Genomic DNA, 17,015 nt, shown 5'->3' with positions numbered 1-17,015 from the left:
CGCGGGCGGCGGACGGACACGGGTGCGCGCCGGAGGACCGGCGGCCGGGCGAGCCGCCCCAGGAGCCTTTGGGGGAGCCGCCGCCCGGGCTGCCGCCGGGCGAGCTGCGGAGGGTCGCGCGGGTCGTGCTGCTCGACCCCGACGACCGGATCCTGCTCCTGCACGGCTACGAGCCGGACGATCCGGGGCGGACCTGGTGGTTCACGCCGGGCGGGGGCGTCGAGGGAGACGAGACCCGCGAGGAGGCCGCGCTGCGCGAGTTGGCCGAGGAGACCGGGATCACCGACGTCGAGCTCGGGCCGGTGCTGTGGCGGCGCGTCTGCTCGTTCCCGTTCGACGGGCGCCGCTGGAACCAGGACGAGTGGTACTACCTGGCCCGGACCCGGCACACCGCCGCCGCCCTGGGGGACCGCCTCACCGAGCTGGAGAGCCGCAGTGTCGCGGGGCTGAGGTGGTGGACCTCCACCGAACTGTCGACGGCCCGTGAGACGGTGTACCCGACACGACTCGCCGGGCTGCTGCGCACGCTGCTCGACGAGGGCCCGCCGCCCGCGCCGGTCGCCCTGTCCCCGGAAATCGTCTGGGAGTACGGATGACTGGCGCACAATGGGGGCACGCACGGCTGAAGGGGAACATGCCATGAGCGCCGAGGACCTCGAGAAGTACGAAACCGAGATGGAGCTGAAGCTCTACCGGGAGTACCGCGACGTCGTCGGGCTGTTCAAATACGTCATCGAGACCGAGCGGCGCTTCTACCTGACGAACGACTACGAGATGCAGGTGCACTCCGTGCACGGCGAAGTCTTCTTCGAGGTGTCGATGGCGGACGCGTGGGTCTGGGACATGTATCGGCCGGCCCGCTTCGTCAAACAGGTACGGGTACTCACGTTCAAGGACGTGAACATCGAAGAGCTGAACAAGTCGGATCTGGAGCTTCCGGGCAGCTGACGCACCCGTACGGGTGACCGGGTTCTCCACAGCGGGACCGGTTGTCCACCAAGATCCACAACTGAGCGCCCGAGGCGTCACAGTCGGTACCGGAGGTGGTGCCGAGATGAACGCGACGGGGGCACTCGGACAGTACGGGGAGAGGCTGGCGGTACGCCGGCTCGGCGAGGTGGGCATGACCGTCCTCGCCAGGAACTGGCGCTGCGGGCGCGGCGGCGAGATCGACATCGTCGCCCGCGACGGCGACGCGGTCGTGATCTGCGAGGTGAAGACCCGCCGGGCGGACGCCTTCCAGCACCCCCTGGCGGCGGTCACACGCGCCAAGGCGGAGCGGCTGAGGAGACTCGCCGAGTGCTGGCTCGACCGGCACGGCGGGCCGCCCCCGGGAGGGGTCCGCATCGACCTGGTCGGCGTGGTCCTGCCCCGGCGCGGCGCCCCCGTCGTGCACCACGTGCGGGGGGTGGCCTGATGGGGTTCGCCCGGACGTGCGCGGTGGCACTGGTCGGTGTCGACGGGGTCGTGGTGGAGGTCCAGGCGGACCTGGAGCCGGGGGTCGCGGCGTTCACGCTGGTCGGCCTGCCGGACAAGAGCCTGTCGGAGAGTCGCGACCGGGTACGGGCCGCGATGGTCAACTCCGGGGCGGAGTGGCCGCAGAAGAAGTTGACGGTCGGGCTGAGTCCCGCCTCGGTGCCCAAGGCGGGTTCCGGCTTCGACCTCGCCGTCGCGTGCGCGGTGATGGCCGCGGCCGAGCTGATCGATCCGCGCACGATCGCGGATCTCGTCCTCATCGGGGAGTTGGGCCTCGACGGCCGGGTCCGGCCGGTACGGGGCGTGCTGCCGGCGGTCCTGGCGGCGGCCGAGGCCGGGTACGAGCACGTCGTCGTCCCCGAGCGGACCGCGGGGGAGGCGTCGCTGGTGCCGGGGGTGTCCGTGCTCGGCGTGCGGAGCCTGCGCCAACTGGTCGCGATCCTCACCGACGCGCCCGTACCCGAGGAGGAACCGGACGAGGAGGGCAGGCCCGACCCGATGCTGGCCGGTCTGGTCGTCCCCGGCGCCGGGGTCGGTACGGGACTGGCCGCCGACTCCGGCGACGGCCCCGACCTGGCGGACGTCGCCGGGCAGCGCGCCGCACGGCTCGCCCTGGAGGTCGCCGCCGCCGGCGGCCACCACCTGCTGCTGTCCGGGCCGCCCGGCGCGGGCAAGACCATGCTGGCCGAGCGGATGCCCGGCCTGTTGCCGCCGCTGACCCGCGGCGAGTCGCTGGAGGTGACCGCCGTCCACTCCGTGGCCGGCATCCTCCCGCCGGGAAGGCCGCTGGTGAGCCGGGCGCCGTACTGCGCGCCGCACCATTCGGCGACGATGCAGTCCCTGATCGGCGGCGGCAACGGGCTGCCGCGTCCGGGGGCCGTCTCGCTCGCGCACCGGGGCGTCCTCTTCCTGGACGAGGCCCCCGAGTTCTCGGGGAAGGCCCTGGACGCCCTGCGGCAGCCCCTGGAGTCGGGCCAGGTGGTCGTGGCGCGCGCGGCGGGCGTGGTGCGGCTCCCCGCGCGGTTCCTGATGGTCCTCGCCGCGAACCCGTGCCCGTGCGGGCGGCACAGCGCCCAGGGGGGCGGCTGCGAGTGCCCCTCGTCGGTGATCCGCCGCTACCAGTCGCGCCTGTCGGGGCCGCTCCTGGACCGCGTCGACCTGCGGGTCGAGGTCGAGCCGGTCGGCCGCGCCGAGCTGCTGGCCGCGGACGGCGAGTCCACCGCCGCGGTCGCCCCCCGGGTCCACGCCGCCCGGGAGCGCGCCGCGGCGCGGCTGATCGGCACGCCGTGGACCCGCAACGCCGAGGTGCCCGGTCACGAGTTGCGCACCCGCTGGCACCCCGCCCCCGGCGCCCTGGCCGCCGCCGAACGCGACATCGAACGCGGCCTGCTCACCGCCCGCGGCCTCGACCGGGTCCTGCGCACCGCCTGGACCCTCGCCGACCTGGCGGGCCGCGGCCGCCCCGGCGCCGACGACGTCAACCTCGCCCTGGAGCTGCGCACGGGAATCCCCCGGGGCGTACCGGTGAGGACGGGAGGACGGCGGTGACGGCCACCGCCGGGATGCGGGCGGGCCCGGGTCGGGACACCGGCCCGGGGGAAGGGCCGGTGGCAGGCCCGGGGGAGGGCTGGCGGAGGACCCGGGGAGAGGGCCCGGAGGAAGGGCTGGTGGAGGAGCTGGAGGGAGGGCCGGCGGGCGGGCCCGCCGGCAGGCTGCGGGGAACGGACACCGGGGGTGCCGGCGTGGTGGTGACGGACGAGGAGCGGGTCGCCCGGGCGGCGCTGTGCCGGGTGGTCGAGCCGGGGGACGAGCACGGCGGGCGGTGGCTGCGCGAGCTGGGGGCCGTGGAACTGCTGCGGCGGCTCACCGCGGAGCCGTACCGGAGCGGATCGCTCACCGGGGCGAGCGAGCGGCGCCTCCAGGGATATCTGGCGCGGACGGCCCGGGTGCGGCCCCGGCAGGACCTGGAGCTGATCGGATCGCTCGGCGGGCGGTTCGTCGTCCCCGGTGACGCGGAGTGGCCCGGTCAACTCGACGACCTCGGGGACGCCCGGCCCGTGGGCCTCTGGCTGCGGGGCCCCGCCGACCTGCGGCGGTGGGCGCTGCGCTCCGTCGCCGTGGTGGGCGCCCGCGCCTGCACGCCGTACGGGGCGCACATGGCGGCCGCGCTCGGCGCCGGGCTGGCGGAGCGCGGCTGGGTCGTCGTCTCCGGCGCGGCGTTCGGCATCGACGGCGCCGCCCACCGCGGCGCCCTCGGCGCGGAAGGCGCCACGGTCGCCGTGCTCGCCTGCGGCGTCGACGTCGCCTACCCGCGCGGGCACGCCGGGCTGATCGGCCGGATCGCCCAGCAGGGGCTGGTGGTGGGGGAGCTGCCGCCCGGCGACCACCCCACACCGGGGCGGTTCCTGATGCGCAACCGCGTCATCGCCGCCCTCACCCGGGGCACCGTCGTCGTCGAGGCCGCGTACCGCAGCGGGGCGCTCGCCACCGCGCGCGACGCCCAGCGGCTCGGCCGCCACACGATGGGGGTGCCGGGCGCCGCGACCAGCGGCCTCTCCGCGGGCGTCCACGAACTCCTGCGCGGCGGCGCCGTCCTGGTCACCGACGCCGACGACGTCGCCGAACTCGTCGGCGACATCGGGGAGCTCGCCCCCGACCGGCGCGGCCCCGTCGTCCCGAGGGACCTCCTCGACCCGGTCACCGCACGCGTGCTCGACGCGCTCCCACCGCCCGGCCGGGCCATGACCGTCCCCGACGTGGCGGCGAACGCCGGGACGAGCGTTGACGACGCACTCGGCAGACTGTACGAGCTCCACTCCCTCGGACACGTCGAACGGCATGGCGACATCTGGCGGTTGACGACCACCGGGGAACACCACCCGGACGCCCGGCGAGGCGGTCCTTGACCTGGAGCAATCGGGTGAAAAGGTGAACCCGATGACCATCCTTGCTCCATCGGTGACGGCGGAGGCACCCGTGGACGGCCCGCCACCCCCATTCGAAGATGCGGCCGACGACGTGATCCCGCCTACGGACGATCCCCTCGCCTTCGCTCACCGCGACGGCCCAGTCACGCTACGCTCACGGCTACCTCCCGTCCATCCCTGCACATCACGGCAGAACGGCTCAAGGCGACGCATGCCCCAGCACACCTCCGGGTCCGACCGCGCTGCGGTACCGCCGCCCGCTGCCCGGGGCAGCGCGCGGCCGGCCGCTCCCTCGTCGCTGGACGAGTTGTGGCGGTCGTACAAGGACACGGGCGACGAGCGGCTGCGGGAACAGCTGATCCTGCACTACTCGCCCCTCGTGAAGTACGTCGCGGGCCGGGTCAGCGTCGGCCTGCCCTCCAACGTCGAGCAGGCCGACTTCGTCTCCTCCGGGGTCTTCGGCCTGATCGACGCCATCGAGAAGTTCGACATCGACCGGTCGATCAAGTTCGAGACCTATGCGATCACCCGCATCCGCGGCGCCATGATCGACGAACTGCGGGCCCTGGACTGGATCCCCCGCTCCGTCCGCCAGAAGGCCCGGGCCGTGGAGCGCGCCTACGCCACCCTGGAGGCGCGGCTGCGGCGCACCCCCTCCGAGAGCGAGGTCGCCGCCGAGATGGGCATCCCCGTCGAGGACCTCCACGCCGTCTTCAGTCAGCTGTCCCTGGCCAACGTCGTCGCCCTGGAGGAGCTGCTGCACGTCGGCGGCGAGAACGGCGACCGCCTCAGCCTCATGGACACCCTGGAGGACACCGCCGCCGACGACCCCGTCGAGGTCGCCGAGGGCCGCGAGGTGCGCCGGCTGCTCGCCCGGGCCATCAACACCCTCCCGGAGCGCGAGAAGACCGTCGTCACCCTCTACTACTACGAGGGCCTCACCCTCGCCGAGATCGGCAACGTCCTGGGCGTCACGGAGAGCCGCGTCAGCCAGATCCACACCAAGTCGGTCCTCCAGCTCAGGGCGAAGCTGGCGGATGTCGGACGCTGACCGGGGACGGCCCCCCGAGGTCGAACGGACGGCCGTACAGTGGGTCCCGTGCCAAGGATTCGAGCGGCCTCCGTGGCCGAGCACCGGACGATGCAGCGCGCCGCCCTGCTGGATGCGGCGCGCTCCCTGCTGTCCGAGGGCGGCACGGAGGCGCTGACCTTCCCCGCCCTCGCCGAACGCACCGGCCTCGCCCGGTCGTCGGTGTACGAGTACTTCCGCTCCCGCGCCGCCGTCGTCGAGGAGCTGTGCGCGGTCGACTTCCCCGTCTGGGCGGCGGAGGTCGAGGCGGCCATGGAGCGGGCGGCCACCCCCGGGGCGAAGGTCGAGGCGTACGTGCGCCGCCAGCTGGAGCTCGTCGGCGACCGCCGGCACCGGGCGGTCGTCGCCATCTCCGCCAGCGAACTCGACGACGGCGCCCGCGAGAAGATCCGCGCCGCGCACGGCGGCCTCGTCGCGATCATCGTCGAGGCCCTCGCCGAACTCGGCCAGCCCGAGCCCCGGCTCGCCGCGATGCTCCTCCAGGGCGTCGTCGACGCGGCCGTCCGCCGGATCGAGCTCGGCGCCGCCGAGGACCCGACCGCCATCGCCGACACGGCCGTCGCCGTCGCCCTGCGCGGTGTCGCCCACCCCTAAGGCCGCGCGCCCTCACCACCAGGGCAGCAGCCGGGACGGCGGACGGCGCGGCAGCCGCGGCAGGAGCGACAGCGGGTCCAGGTAGGCGTCCCCCCGCCTGAGCCCCCAGTGCAGGCACGCGCCCGCGCAGTGCGACGCCGCGTCGGCGGCCGTCAGGGCGACCACCTGACCCGCCCGCACCCGCGCCCCGGCCTCCACCACGGCCCGCACCGGCTCGTACGTGATCCTCAGGGGCACCGCGCCCGGCGGTGCCGGCAGCGTCACCACCAGGACGCCCCGCCCCGCCACCGGCCCCGCGAACGACACCCGCCCCGCGACGGCCGCCCGCACCCGCGTGCCCGGCGGCGCGGCCAGGTCGACGCCCCGGTGCCCCCGCCCGTACGCCGACACGGGCGGCTCCCACCCGCGCACCACCACCGCCCGGGGCGGCCCCACCGGCCACACCGCGTCCCGCGCGGGCAGCCCCCCATCCGACGGCCCGCCGTCGAGCGGCCCCCCATCCGACGGCCCCCCGCCCGGCGGCGCGCTCCCGTCCGGGCCCGCCCGCAGCGGCGCCGCGGAGACGGCCGCCGCCGGGGCGCGCGGCCCCGGCACGGCGGCCGCACCCGCGACCGCGACGACGAACAGCAGGAGCGCCAGGGCCGCCGGCAGGGCGGCGCGCGGAGAACGTCGGTCCATGCAACGCACTGTCCCCCCGATCCCCCCGCCCGGGTGGATCACGGCCCCGATCTGTGGACGACGGCGCCGCTTGTGGACAGCGCCGTCACCCGGCGGCGCCCAGGTCCCGTACACTTCTTCTGGCGACCCGGGCCACCGGGTCGACTTCGCACGCCCCGCCACCGCCCTCACCGGCCGTGGTGGCGCTCATCGGTCCATTCGTGGCACAGCGCGCCGGGGCGTCAGGAAACAACCGACACACTCAAGGAGATACGGCCATGGCCGTCGTCACGATGCGGGAGCTGCTGGAGAGCGGCGTCCACTTCGGTCACCAGACCCGTCGCTGGAACCCGAAGATGAAGCGCTTCATCTTCACCGAGCGCAACGGCATCTACATCATCGACCTGCTCCAGTCGCTGTCGTACATCGACCGCGCCTACGAGTTCGTCAAGGAGACCGTCGCGCACGGCGGCTCGATCATGTTCGTCGGCACGAAGAAGCAGGCGCAGGAGGCCATCGCCGAGCAGGCGTCCCGCGTCGGCATGCCGTACGTCAACCAGCGCTGGCTGGGCGGCATGCTCACCAACTTCTCCACCGTGTACAAGCGCCTCCAGCGCCTCAAGGAGCTCGAGGCGATCGACTTCGAGGACGTGGCCGCCTCCGGCCTCACCAAGAAGGAGCTCCTGGTCCTCTCCCGCGAGAAGGCCAAGCTGGAGAAGACCCTCGGTGGTATCCGCGACATGCAGAAGGTGCCCAGCGCCGTCTGGATCGTCGACACCAAGAAGGAGCACATCGCCGTCGGTGAGGCGCGCAAGCTCAACATCCCGGTCGTCGCGATCCTCGACACCAACTGCGACCCCGACGAGGTCGACTACAAGATCCCGGGCAACGACGACGCGATCCGCTCCGTCACCCTGCTCACCCGTGTGATCGCCGACGCCGTCGCCGAGGGCCTCATCGCCCGCTCCGGCGTCGCCACCGGCGACAGCAAGCCGGGTGACAAGGCCGCCGGCGAGCCGCTCGCCGAGTGGGAGCGCGACCTGCTCGAGGGCGAGAAGAAGGCCGACGAGGCCGAGAAGCCGGCCGAGGCCGCCGCCGAGGCCCCGGCCGCCGAGGTTGCCGAGGCCCCGGCCGCCGAGGCGCCGGCCGCCGAGGCCGAGCAGGCCTGACCAGCGGTCCTGACCCCGAGGCCCGGGCCCCGCGCCCGGCCTGACCGGTCCGGTCGTCGACGGAGGGGGCCACAAGCCCCCTCCGTCACCCCATAGATCCTGGTAGATCTTCCAGACTTCGAGAGAGATTCACAGATCATGGCGAACTACACCGCCGCCGACGTCAAGAAGCTCCGCGAGCTCACCGGCGCCGGCATGATGGACTGCAAGAAGGCGCTGGACGAGTCCGACGGCAACGTCGACAAGGCCGTCGAGGCCCTGCGCATCAAGGGTCAGAAGGGCGTCGCCAAGCGTGAGGGCCGCTCCGCCGAGAACGGTGCCGTCGTCTCCCTGATCGCCGACGACAACACCTCCGGCGTCCTCGTCGAGCTGAAGTGCGAGACGGACTTCGTCGCCAAGGGCGAGAAGTTCCAGTCGGTCGCCAACCAGCTCGCCCAGCACGTCGCGGCCACCGGCCCGGCCGACATCGAGGCGCTGCTCTCCTCCGAGATCGAGCCCGGCAAGACCGTCCAGGCGTTCGTCGACGAGGCCAACGCGAACCTCGGCGAGAAGATCGTTCTCGACCGCTTCGCGCAGTTCTCCGGCGGCTACGTCACCGCGTACATGCACCGCACCATGCCGGACCTGCCGCCGCAGATCGGTGTCCTCGTCGAGCTCGACAAGGAGAACGCCGAGGTCGCCAAGGGCGTCGCGCAGCACATCGCCGCGTTCGCCCCGAAGTACCTCTCCAAGGACGACGTCCCGGCCGAGGTCGTCGAGGCCGAGCGCCGCGTCGCCGAGGAGACCACCCGCGCCGAGGGCAAGCCCGAGGCCGCGCTGCCGAAGATCGTCGAGGGTCGCCTCAACGGCTTCTTCAAGGACGCGACGCTGCTCGGTCAGCCGTACGCGCTCGACAACAAGAAGTCCGTTCAGCAGATCCTGGACGAGGCCGGTGTCACCCTGAAGCGCTTCACGCGCATCAAGGTCGGCATCTGAGTCCGTACCGACGGACACCGGACCCCATAGGGTCGTAGCAGTCGTCCGCGTCCGCGCCGGACGACCGCAGATCTGACGAGGAGGCCATTGCCGCACAGGGACATCAGCACCCCCGGCAATGGCCTTCTTCGTATGTGCACGAGGAGATCTCCAATGAATCAGGGCGCCGCACAGAGCGACGACAACACCGGCAAGAAGGCCGGACGCTTCCTCCTGAAGCTGTCCGGCGAGGCGTTCTCCGGCGGCGGCGGCCTCGGCGTCGATCCCGACGTCGTCCACGCCATCGCCCGCGAGATCGCCGCGGTCGTCCGTGACGGCGCGCAGATCGCGGTCGTCATCGGCGGCGGCAACTTCTTCCGCGGCGCCGAGCTCCAGCAGCGCGGCATGGACCGGGCCCGCTCCGACTACATGGGCATGCTCGGCACGGTCATGAACTGCCTCGCCCTCCAGGACTTCCTGGAGAAGGAGGGCATCCAGTCCCGCGTCCAGACCGCCATCACCATGGGTCAGGTCGCGGAGCCCTACATCCCGCTGCGCGCCGTGCGCCACCTGGAGAAGGGCCGCGTCGTGATCTTCGGCGCCGGCATGGGCATGCCCTACTTCTCCACCGACACGACCGCCGCCCAGCGCGCGCTGGAGATCGACGCCGAGGCCCTCCTCATGGGCAAGAACGGGGTCGACGGGGTCTACGACTCCGACCCGAAGACCAACCCGGACGCCGTGAAGTTCGACGCCCTGGAGTACGGCGAGGTGATCGCCCGGGACCTCAGGGTCGCCGACGCCACCGCCGTCACCCTCTGCCGCGACAACAAGCTGCCGATCCTCGTCTTCGAACTCCTCACGGCCGGCAATATCGCCCGCGCCGTGAAGGGTGAGAAGATCGGCACTCTCGTGAGCGGCGAGGGCACCCGGCACTGACCCTTCCCCGGGCTCTCGACTTCGTTCGAGCGGGGGGACCCCGGGGCCCAGCCGGGGATGGACAAAGCCCTGCCGGTCGGACACCGTGCAGGAGAAGACGCGACGCAGGTTCCGCGGCCGTGGTGCACGCCGGGACAAACCCAAGACACGCAGGAGCAAGTGGTGATCGAAGAGACCCTCCTCGAAGCCGAGGAGAAGATGGAGAAGGCCGTCCTGGTCGCCAAGGAGGACTTCGCCGCGATCCGCACCGGGCGTGCGCACCCGGCCATGTTCAACAAGATCGTGGCCGACTACTACGGTGCCCTCACGCCGATCAACCAGCTGGCCTCCTTCTCGGTGCCGGAGCCGCGCATGGCCGTGGTGACCCCGTTCGACAAGACCGCGCTGCGCAACATCGAGCAGGCGATCCGCGACTCCGACCTCGGCGTCAACCCGACCAACGACGGAAACATCATCCGGGTGGTCTTCCCCGAGCTCACCGAGGAGCGCCGCCGGGAGTACATCAAGGTCGCCAAGGGCAAGGGCGAGGACGCCAAGATCTCGATCCGCTCCATCCGCCGCAAGGCCAAGGAGACCATCGACAAGTTCGTCAAGGACGGCGAAGTCGGTGAGGACGAGGGCCGCCGTGCGGAGAAGGAGCTCGACGACACCACCGCGAAGTACGTCGCGCAGGTGGACGAGCTGCTCAAGCACAAGGAAGCCGAGCTGCTCGAGGTCTGATGAACGACGCTTCCTGGGGGGCCCCGCCGCGAGGCGGACACTGGGGTCCGCCCGACCAGGGGCACGCTCCGGCCGCCCCGGCGGGTCCCGTCCACGATGAGCACGCCGCGCAGCAGACTCGGCCCATGCCCATCGTGCCCGACGTCCCCGCCGGCGGAGACCAGGACGACCCTGACCGGGGGACCGCTCGGCTGAGCGGTCCCCCGTTCCGTGACGAGATGCCGCAGGAGCCCATGCCCTCGGAACCACCGGAGCCCGCCGAGTCGCAGGGACGCTCACACCCACCGCACCAGCCGCACCAGCGGCAGCGGCAGAAGAAGCAGGCCGGGCGTGACCTCCGGGCCGCCATAGGGGTCGGCGTCGGCCTCGGCGCGGTGATCATCGCGTCGCTGTTCATCCAGAAGGCCGTCTTCGTCGGCGTCATAGCGATCGCCGTCGTCGTCGGCCTGTGGGAGCTGACGTCCCGGCTCCAGGAGCGCAAGGGCATCAGGGCGCCGCTCGTCCCGCTCGCCGTCGGCGGCGCGGCGATGGTCGTCGCCGGGTACGTGCGCGGTGCCGAGGGCGCCTGGGTGGCGATGGCGCTGACCGCTCTCGCGGTGCTCGTGTGGCGGATGACGGAGCCGCCCGAGGGCTACCTCAAGGACGTCACGGCCGGGGTGTTCGCCGCCTTCTACGTGCCGTTCCTGGCGACGTTCGTGGCGCTGATGCTGGCCGCGGACGACGGGCCGCGGCGGGTGCTGACGTTCCTGCTGCTGACCATCGTCAGCGACACGGGCGCGTACGCGGTCGGCTGGCGCTTCGGCCGGCACAAGCTGGCGCCGCGGATCAGCCCCGGCAAGACCCGCGAGGGCCTCTTCGGCGCGGTCGCCTTCGCGATGGCCGCCGGCGCGCTGTGCATGCTGTTCCTCGTCGACGGCGGTACGTGGTGGCAGGGCCTCCTCCTGGGCCTCGCGGTCGCGGTCAGCGCCACGCTGGGCGACCTCGGCGAGTCCATGATCAAGCGGGACCTGGGCATCAAGGACATGGGCACCCTGCTCCCGGGCCACGGCGGCATCATGGACCGCCTGGACTCCCTGCTGCCGACGGCGCCGGTCGTGTGGCTGCTGCTGGTGATCTTCGTCGGAGCGGGTTGACCGCCAGCAGGTACTCTGGAAGGGCTCGCGGCATCGGGTTGCGGGCCCTTTCGCTTCCCCGCCGACGCGGGGAAGATCCGGTGAGGTCTCCCGGCTCCGGCACAGCACTGCCGCCGTCCCCGCGCACGCGGACCCCAGACCTCAGTCCTCACGAGGAGTTGCTCGCGTGGTACGCCCCGTCCCTGGCGAACTCACTTTCGTCGCGCCCCGCGGAGCCAAGAAGCCGCCGCGGCACCTCGCCGACCTCACGCCCGCCGAGCGCAGGGAGGCCGTCGCCGCGATCGGAGAGAAGCCGTTCCGCGCCAAGCAGCTGTCCCAGCACTACTTCGCGCGGTACGCCCACGACCCCGCCGAGTGGACCGACATCCCCGCCGCCTCCCGCGAGAAGCTCGCCGGCGAGCTGCTGCCGGAGCTGATGAGCGTCGTCCGGCACATCTCGTGCGACGACGACACCACCCGCAAGACCCTGTGGCGGCTGCACGACGGCACGCTCGTCGAGTCGGTGCTCATGCGGTACCCCGACCGCGTGACGATGTGCATCTCGTCGCAGGCGGGCTGCGGCATGAACTGCCCGTTCTGCGCCACCGGCCAGGCCGGTCTGGACCGGAACCTGTCGACCGCCGAGATCGTCCACCAGATCGTCGACGGCATGCGCGCCCTGCGCGACGGCGAGGTCCCCGGCGGCCCCGCGCGGCTGTCGAACATCGTGTTCATGGGCATGGGCGAGCCGCTCGCCAACTACAAGCGGGTCGTCGGCGCCATCCGCCGCCTCACCGACCCCGAGCCGGACGGGCTGGGCCTGTCGCAGCGGGGCATCACGGTCTCGACGGTCGGCCTCGTCCCGGCGATGCTGCGCTTCGCCGACGAGGGCTTCAAGTGCCGCCTCGCCGTGTCGCTGCACGCTCCGGACGACGAGCTGCGCGACACGCTCGTCCCGGTCAACACGCGCTGGAAGGTCCGCGAGGTCCTCGACGCCGCGTGGGAGTACGCCGAGAAGTCCGGGCGCCGCGTCTCCATCGAGTACGCGCTGATCCGCGACATCAACGACCAGGCGTGGCGCGGCGACCTCCTCGGCCGCCTCCTCAAGGGCAAGCGGGTCCACGTCAACCTGATCCCGCTCAACCCCACGCCCGGCTCGAAGTGGACCGCCTCCCGGCCCGAGGACGAGAAGGCGTTCGTCGAGGCCATCGCCGCGCACGGCGTCCCGGTCACCGTCCGCGACACCCGCGGCCAGGAGATCGACGGGGCCTGCGGCCAGCTCGCGGCCACCGAGCGCTGACCGAAAGCCGCCCCGTTGTACTCTGAGCTCGAACATCTGGATATTCCGACAGGGGAGCGCCACAGCGCTGAGAGTGCGGTGACCGCCAGACCGCAGACCCTCTGAACCTCGCCCAGGTCATTCTGGGTAGGGAGTTCGGTCTTTACTCGAGCTGTTGCGCCCTGCCCGCCGCGCCCGCGGCGGGCAGGGCCGCGTCTCTTCCTGGTCACCCCCAGGAGGAATCAGTGGGCACCACCAAGAAGACCGCCGCGGGCGCGGTCGCCACCGCGCTGGGCGTGCTGGCGCTCACCGCCTGCGGCACGGGCTCCGGCGACACGGCCGACGGCGTGAAGTCCCGCACCGTCACGCTCGTCAGCCACGACTCCTTCGCCGCCTCCGACGCCGTCCTGAAGGCGTTCACCGAGGAGACGGGCTACACGGTCAAGGTCCTCAAGAGCGGCGACGCCGTCGAGGCGGTCAACAAGGCCGTCCTCACCAAGGGCGCCCCCCAGGGCGACGTCTTCTTCGGCGTCGACAACACGACCCTCTCCCGCGCCCTCGACAACGGCCTCTTCGAGCCGTACGAGGCGAAGGGCCTCGACCGGGTCGACGAAGCCGTCCAGCTCGACAAGGGCCGCCACCGCGTCACCCCCGTCGACTACGGCGACATCTGCGTCAACTACGACAAGAAGTACTTCGCCGACAGGAAGCTCGCCCCGCCGCGGACCTTCGACGACCTCGCCGAGCCCGCCTACCGGAACCTCCTCGTCGTCGAGAACCCCGAGCGCTCCTCGCCCGGCCTCGGCTTCCTGCTCGGCACGGCCGCCGCGTACGGCGACGGGGGCGCCTCCGGCTCGGGCGGGGGAGGCTGGCAGGGCTACTGGAAGAAGCTGAAGGACAACGGCGTCAAGGTCGTCGACAGCTGGGAGATCGCCTACAACCAGGAGTTCTCCGGCTCCGCGGGCGGCAGGAAGGCCAAGGCCGACCGGCCGCTCGTCGTCTCGTACGCCTCCAGCCCGCCCGTCGAGGTCCTGTACGGCGACCCGAAGCCCGCCGAGGCGCCCACCGGCGTCGCCGAGGGCACCTGCTACCGGCAGATCGAGTTCGCCGGCCTCCTCGAGGGCGCCGGCAACCCGGAGGGCGGCAAGGCCCTCCTCGACTTCATGGTCGGAAAGAAGTTCCAGGAGGACATGCCGCTGAACATGTTCGTGCACCCGGTCGCGAAGGACGCGAAGCTGCCCGAGCTGTTCACCCGGCACGGCGTCGTGATCGACGAGCCGCTGACCATGGCCCCCGAGAAGATCGCCGAGAACCGCGACCAGTGGATCCAGACGTGGTCCTCGCTCGTCCTGAAGTAGACGGCCGCCCGGAGGGGGACGCCCCGGCGGGTGCCGCCCGCGCGGCACGCGCGCGGGGCGGCGCGGTGCGCGGTGCGCTCGTCGTACTGCCCGCCGCGTTCTTCGCCGTCTTCTTCGCCTACCCCGTCGCCACGATCGTCGGGCGCGGCCTGAGGACGGACGAGGGTTGGCGGCCCGGCCGGCTCGGCGAGGTGCTGGCCCGCCCGGACGTCCTCGACGTCCTGTGGTTCACCACCTGGCAGGCGCTCGCCTCCACCGCGCTCACCCTCCTCGTGGCGCTCCCCGGCGCGTACGTCTTCGCCCGCTTCGACTTCCCCGGCAAGCAGGTGCTGCGGGCGGTGGTCACCGTGCCGTTCGTGCTGCCGACCGTGGTCGTGGGCACCGCGTTCCTGGCGCTCCTGGGGCGCGGCGGGCTCCTCGACGGGCTGTGGGGCGTCCGCCTCGACACGACCGTCTGGGCGATCCTCCTCGCGCACGTCTTCTTCAACTACGCCGTCGTCGTCCGCACCGTGGGCGGGCTGTGGGCGCAGCTCGACCCCCGGCAGGAGGAGGCCGCGCGGGTCCTGGGCGCGTCCCGCCTCGCCGCCTGGCGGCGGGTGACGCTGCCCGCGCTCGGCCCGGCGGTGGCCGCCGCCGGGCTGATGGTGTTCCTCTTCACGTACACCTCCTTCGGCATCGTCGTGATCCTCGGCGGACCCGCGTACCGCACGCTGGAGGCGGAGATCTACCGGCAGACCGCGCAGCTCCTGGACCTGCCGACCGCCGCCGTCCTCACCCTCGTCCAGTTCGCCGCCGTCGCCGCCGTCCTCGCCGTGCACGCCTGGACCGTGCGGCGCCGGGAGACCGCGCTGCGGCTCGTCGACCCGGCGGGCACCGCGCACCGGCCGCGCGGCGCCGGGCAGTGGGCGCTGCTCGGCGGGGTCCTCGCCTCGATCGCGCTGCTGCTCCTGCTGCCGCTCGGCGTGCTCGTCGCCCGGTCCCTCGACGCCTCCGGCGGCCTGGGCTTCTACCGGGCGCTGCGCTCGGTGGAGGCGAGCGGCGGCACGTTCGCCGTCCCGCCGCTGGAGGCCGTCGGGAACTCCCTCCGGTTCGCGCTCGCCGCGACCGCGATCGCCGTCGTCGTCGGCGGGCTCGCGGCGGCGGCCCTCACCCGGCGGGCCGGCCGCCTGGTGCGCGCGTTCGACGCGCTGCTGATGCTGCCGCTCGGCGTGTCCGCCGTCACCGTGGGCTTCGGTTTCCTCGTCGCGTTGGACGAGCCGCCGCTGGACCTGCGCTCGTCGTGGATGCTGGTGCCGCTCGCCCAGGCCCTGGTCGGGGTGCCCTTCGTCGTACGGACGATGCTGCCCGTCCTGCGCGCGGTCGACGCGCGGCTGCGGGAGGCGGCGGCGGTGCTCGGGGCGTCGCCGCTGCGGGCGTGGCGGGAGGTGGACCTGCCGATGGTGCGGCGGGCGCTGCTCGTCGCGGCCGGGTTCGCGTTCGCCGTGTCGCTCGGCGAGTTCGGCGCGACCGTGTTCATCGCCCGCGCCGACCACCCGACGCTGCCGGTGGCCGTGGCGCGGCTGCTCGGCCGGCCCGGCGAGCTCAACTACGGCCAGGCGATGGCCCTGTCCACGATCCTGATGGCGGTGTGCGCGACCGCGCTCCTGCTGCTCGAACGCGTCCGCACGGACCGCGGGGGGGAGTTCTGACGATGCTGCTTCACCTGGACGGCGTCACCGTGCGCTTCGGCGCCCGCACGGCCCTCGACGCGGTGGACCTGTCGGTCGACGAGCACGAGATCGTCTGCGTCCTCGGGCCGAGCGGCAGCGGCAAGTCGACCCTGCTGCGGGTCGTCGCCGGACTCCAGCGGGCCGACGCGGGCCGGGTCCTCCTGGCCGGCGCCGACCAGGCCCGCGTGCCCGTGCACCGGCGCGGGGTGGGCCTGATGTTCCAGGACCACCAGTTGTTCCCGCAGCGGGACGTGGCCGGGAACGTCGCGTTCGGGCTGCGGATGCGCGGCGTGCCCCGCGCCGAGCGGGCCGCGCGGGTGGCGGAACTGCTGGACCTCGTCGGCCTGCCGGGCGCCGGGCGCCGGTCCGTCGCCGCCCTGTCCGGCGGTGAGCAGCAGCGCGTCGCCCTCGCCCGGGCGCTCGCCCCCAGCCCGCGGCTGCTGATGCTGGACGAGCCGCTCGGCCAGCTCGACCGGGGGCTGCGCGAGCGGCTGGTCACCGAGCTGCGCGGCCTGTTCGGCCGGCTCGGCACGACCGTGCTGGCCGTCACGCACGACCAGGCCGAGGCGTTCGCCCTCGCCGACCGGGTCGTCGTCATGCACGAGGGCAGGATCGCACAGGCGGGCACGCCGCTGGAGGTGTGGCAGCGCCCCGCCTCCGAGTTCGTCGCGCGGTTCCTCGGCTTCGACAACGTGGTCGCCGCGACCGTGAGCGGCGACGCCGCCGACACCGTGTGGGGCAGGGTCCCCGTTCCGCCCGGCACCCCGCGGGGCGCCGCCCGGCTGCTGGTGCGGCCCGCCGGCGTACGGCTCGGGGACCCCGCCCACGGGCTGCGGTGCACGGTCGAGGGGCGCACGTTCCGCGGCCACCACGTGGCGGTCCTGCTGCGGCCCGCCGACGCGGACGCCCCCGTGCTGGAGGCCGAGTGCGCCCTGCGGGACGCCCCGGACCAGGGCGCGGCGGTGGGCGCCACGTTCGCCCCGGACGAGGTCGTCGTCCTCGGCTGACGGGCGGCACCGCGCACGGGCGGC

At 73.2% G+C, this 17,015-nt stretch carries 17 protein-coding genes; 16 read left to right on the top strand and 1 reads right to left on the bottom strand.

Going from position 1 to position 17,015, the window contains the following annotated elements; translation table 11 throughout:
* Positions 1–68: 68 nt before the first annotated feature.
* The 7 genes from RND61_RS17500 to RND61_RS17470 all read left to right on the top strand — a co-directional run bounded on the left by RND61_RS17500 (position 69) and on the right by RND61_RS17470 (position 6,087).
* On the top strand, positions 69–596 hold the full coding sequence (locus tag RND61_RS17500) for an NUDIX hydrolase (protein ID WP_315878912.1): 528 nt from the start codon (positions 69–71) through the stop codon (positions 594–596).
* 43 nt (positions 597–639) lie between these two features.
* Positions 640–948, top strand: a complete 309-nt coding sequence (locus tag RND61_RS17495) for a DUF2469 domain-containing protein (RefSeq protein WP_031130160.1) — start codon at positions 640–642, stop codon at positions 946–948.
* 106 nt (positions 949–1,054) lie between these two features.
* Positions 1,055–1,417 (top strand): YraN family protein, encoded by a 363-nt coding sequence (locus RND61_RS17490; protein WP_315878911.1) that lies wholly within the window; start codon positions 1,055–1,057, stop codon positions 1,415–1,417.
* Positions 1,417–3,024, top strand: a complete 1,608-nt coding sequence (locus RND61_RS17485) for a YifB family Mg chelatase-like AAA ATPase (protein ID WP_315878910.1) — start codon at positions 1,417–1,419, stop codon at positions 3,022–3,024. The genes RND61_RS17490 and RND61_RS17485 overlap by 1 nt, the downstream gene beginning before the upstream one ends.
* 119 nt (positions 3,025–3,143) lie before the next feature.
* Entirely contained in the window at positions 3,144–4,382 is a 1,239-nt protein-coding gene (dprA, locus tag RND61_RS17480) for a DNA-processing protein DprA (protein WP_391653629.1), read from the top strand.
* A 232-nt stretch (positions 4,383–4,614) separates the two neighbouring features.
* Positions 4,615–5,454, top strand: a complete 840-nt coding sequence (whiG, locus tag RND61_RS17475; RefSeq protein WP_315878909.1) for an RNA polymerase sigma factor WhiG — start codon at positions 4,615–4,617, stop codon at positions 5,452–5,454.
* Positions 5,455–5,526: 72 nt separating this feature from the next.
* Positions 5,527–6,087 carry a TetR/AcrR family transcriptional regulator gene (locus tag RND61_RS17470; RefSeq protein ID WP_315878961.1) on the top strand — a complete coding sequence of 187 codons (561 nt, stop codon included), beginning with the start codon at positions 5,527–5,529 and terminating at the stop codon, positions 6,085–6,087.
* A gap of 12 nt (positions 6,088–6,099) precedes the next feature.
* Here the strand turns inward: RND61_RS17470 and RND61_RS17465 are convergent, their stop codons facing one another.
* The gene (locus tag RND61_RS17465; RefSeq protein WP_315878908.1) at positions 6,100–6,765 is read right to left on the bottom strand and encodes a murein hydrolase activator EnvC family protein; all 666 of its coding nucleotides are present in this window, start codon (positions 6,763–6,765) and stop codon (positions 6,100–6,102) included.
* Between the two features lie 257 nt (positions 6,766–7,022).
* On the opposite strand from RND61_RS17465, the gene rpsB reads away from it, so the two are divergent.
* From rpsB to RND61_RS17420, 9 genes are all read left to right on the top strand, one after another.
* Positions 7,023–7,913, top strand: a complete 891-nt coding sequence (gene rpsB, locus RND61_RS17460) for a 30S ribosomal protein S2 (protein ID WP_315878907.1) — start codon at positions 7,023–7,025, stop codon at positions 7,911–7,913.
* 138 nt (positions 7,914–8,051) lie between these two features.
* The gene (gene tsf / locus RND61_RS17455) at positions 8,052–8,888 is read left to right on the top strand and encodes a translation elongation factor Ts (RefSeq protein ID WP_315878906.1); all 837 of its coding nucleotides are present in this window, start codon (positions 8,052–8,054) and stop codon (positions 8,886–8,888) included.
* Between the two features lie 153 nt (positions 8,889–9,041).
* A complete protein-coding gene (gene pyrH / locus RND61_RS17450; protein WP_315878905.1) occupies positions 9,042–9,806 on the top strand; it encodes a UMP kinase in 765 nt (254 codons plus the stop codon).
* Positions 9,807–9,968: 162 nt separating this feature from the next.
* Complete coding sequence (gene frr / locus RND61_RS17445) at positions 9,969–10,526, top strand: ribosome recycling factor (protein WP_315878904.1); 558 nt, start codon at positions 9,969–9,971, stop codon at positions 10,524–10,526.
* On the top strand, positions 10,526–11,659 hold the full coding sequence (locus RND61_RS17440; protein WP_315878903.1) for a phosphatidate cytidylyltransferase: 1,134 nt from the start codon (positions 10,526–10,528) through the stop codon (positions 11,657–11,659). The genes frr and RND61_RS17440 overlap by 1 nt, the downstream gene beginning before the upstream one ends.
* A 166-nt stretch (positions 11,660–11,825) precedes the next feature.
* Positions 11,826–12,938: a 23S rRNA (adenine(2503)-C(2))-methyltransferase RlmN gene (gene rlmN / locus RND61_RS17435; RefSeq protein ID WP_315878902.1), complete on the top strand. Its 1,113-nt coding sequence runs from the start codon at positions 11,826–11,828 to the stop codon at positions 12,936–12,938.
* 224 nt (positions 12,939–13,162) lie between these two features.
* On the top strand, positions 13,163–14,275 hold the full coding sequence (locus tag RND61_RS17430; RefSeq protein WP_315878901.1) for a thiamine ABC transporter substrate-binding protein: 1,113 nt from the start codon (positions 13,163–13,165) through the stop codon (positions 14,273–14,275).
* Positions 14,251–15,963, top strand: coding sequence for an ABC transporter permease (locus RND61_RS17425; RefSeq protein WP_391653624.1), 1,713 nt, complete (start codon positions 14,251–14,253; stop codon positions 15,961–15,963). The genes RND61_RS17430 and RND61_RS17425 overlap by 25 nt, the downstream gene beginning before the upstream one ends.
* A 2-nt stretch (positions 15,964–15,965) precedes the next feature.
* On the top strand, positions 15,966–16,991 hold the full coding sequence (locus RND61_RS17420) for an ABC transporter ATP-binding protein (protein WP_315878900.1): 1,026 nt from the start codon (positions 15,966–15,968) through the stop codon (positions 16,989–16,991).
* Positions 16,992–17,015: the final 24 nt, after the last annotated feature.

It is taken from the genome of Streptomyces tamarix (genome assembly GCF_032423885.1).
In the GTDB taxonomy this organism is placed as follows: domain Bacteria; phylum Actinomycetota; class Actinomycetes; order Streptomycetales; family Streptomycetaceae; genus Streptomyces; species Streptomyces tamarix.
The sequence above is the reverse complement of the archived record's forward strand: the minus strand, read 5'-3'. Positions and strand labels throughout refer to the sequence as shown.

What these genes read in the sequence shown, in the direction of transcription:
- RND61_RS17495 (WP_031130160.1), top strand. Translation starts at nt 640, where the DNA reads ATGAGCGCCGAGGACCTCGAGAAGTACGAAACCGAGATGGAGCTGAAG.
- RND61_RS17490 (WP_315878911.1), top strand. Translation starts at nt 1,055, where the DNA reads ATGAACGCGACGGGGGCACTCGGACAGTACGGGGAGAGGCTGGCGGTA.
- RND61_RS17485 (WP_315878910.1), top strand. Translation starts at nt 1,417, where the DNA reads ATGGGGTTCGCCCGGACGTGCGCGGTGGCACTGGTCGGTGTCGACGGG.
- whiG (WP_315878909.1), top strand. Translation starts at nt 4,615, where the DNA reads ATGCCCCAGCACACCTCCGGGTCCGACCGCGCTGCGGTACCGCCGCCC.
- RND61_RS17465 (WP_315878908.1), bottom strand. Translation starts at nt 6,765, where the DNA reads ATGGACCGACGTTCTCCGCGCGCCGCCCTGCCGGCGGCCCTGGCGCTC.
- rpsB (WP_315878907.1), top strand. Translation starts at nt 7,023, where the DNA reads ATGGCCGTCGTCACGATGCGGGAGCTGCTGGAGAGCGGCGTCCACTTC.
- tsf (WP_315878906.1), top strand. Translation starts at nt 8,052, where the DNA reads ATGGCGAACTACACCGCCGCCGACGTCAAGAAGCTCCGCGAGCTCACC.
- pyrH (WP_315878905.1), top strand. Translation starts at nt 9,042, where the DNA reads ATGAATCAGGGCGCCGCACAGAGCGACGACAACACCGGCAAGAAGGCC.
- RND61_RS17440 (WP_315878903.1), top strand. Translation starts at nt 10,526, where the DNA reads ATGAACGACGCTTCCTGGGGGGCCCCGCCGCGAGGCGGACACTGGGGT.
- RND61_RS17420 (WP_315878900.1), top strand. Translation starts at nt 15,966, where the DNA reads ATGCTGCTTCACCTGGACGGCGTCACCGTGCGCTTCGGCGCCCGCACG.